The sequence below is a fragment of the Methylobacterium sp. FW306-05-D genome (assembly GCF_058782155.1).
The window spans coordinates 1-1040 of the sequence record NZ_JBYSXL010000168.1 but is presented as its reverse complement, the minus strand read 5'-3'; the positions used below and the strand labels follow the sequence as shown (position 1 = coordinate 1040).

The window sequence follows — 1040 nt, the reverse complement described above, 5'->3', positions numbered from 1 at the left end:
TGCGTCGCCCCGTCCGCCCCCACCAGACCGGCCCGGTCCAGGCAGAAGCGCACGGGCAGGTTCTGCAGCGCCACGTCATGCACCACCTGGTCGTAGGCCCGCTGCAGGAAGGTCGAGTAGATCGCCACGAACGGCTTGTAGCCCTCGGTGGCCAGCCCGCCCGCGAAGGTCACCGCGTGCTGCTCGGCGATGCCGACATCGAAGGTGCGCTCGGGATGCGCCTTGCCGAACAGGTCGATGCCCGTGCCCCCCGGCATCGCCGCCGTGATCGCCACCACCTTGTCGTCGGCGTCCGCGGCCTTGATCAGGCTCTCGCCGAACACCCGCGTGTAGGCCGGCGCGTTCGGCTTGGCCTTGGCCTGGACCCCCGAGAGCACGTCGAACCTGACCACGCCGTGATAGCGGTCGGCGCTGGCCTCGGCCGGCGCGTAGCCCTTGCCCTTCTGGGTGACGACGTGCAGCAGGATCGGGCCCTGCTCGGAGTCGCGCACGTTCTTGAGCACCGGCAGCAGGTGGTCGAGGTTGTGCCCGTCCACCGGACCGACATAGTGGAAGCCCATCTCCTCGAACATCGTGCCCGAGCCCACCACCAGGGAGCGGGCGTATTCCTCGGCCGCGGCCGCCCGCTGGTAGAGGCCCTTGGGCAGGAGCCGGCCCAGCTGCTTGGCGGTCTCGCGCAGGGACTGGTAGGTGCCGCCCGAGGCCAGGCGCGCGAAGTAGGCCGACATCGCCCCCACCGGGGGCGCGATCGACATGTCGTTGTCGTTGAGGATGACGATGAGGCGGGATTTGAGCGCGCCGGCGTTGTTCATCGCCTCGTAGGCCATGCCCGCCGACATCGAGCCGTCGCCAATCACCGCGATCATGTTGCGGCGCTTGCCCGCCGGCCCGCCCTGCGCCCGGGCCGAGGCCTCGTCGAGGTCGCGCGCCACGGCCATGCCGAGGGCCGCCGAGATCGAGGTGGAGGAATGGGCCGCCCCGAAGGGGTCGTAGACGCTCTCCGAGCGCTTGGTGAAGCCCGACAGGCCGCCCGGCTGGCG

Annotated in this window: 1 protein-coding gene; it reads right to left on the bottom strand. The window is 70.9% G+C overall.

The annotated features are described in order from the left end of the window. Nucleotides 1–1040, bottom strand: a 1040-nt coding sequence (locus AC3WLN_RS24025; RefSeq protein WP_492485493.1) for a 1-deoxy-D-xylulose-5-phosphate synthase N-terminal domain-containing protein, incomplete at both ends; no start/stop codon positions are given.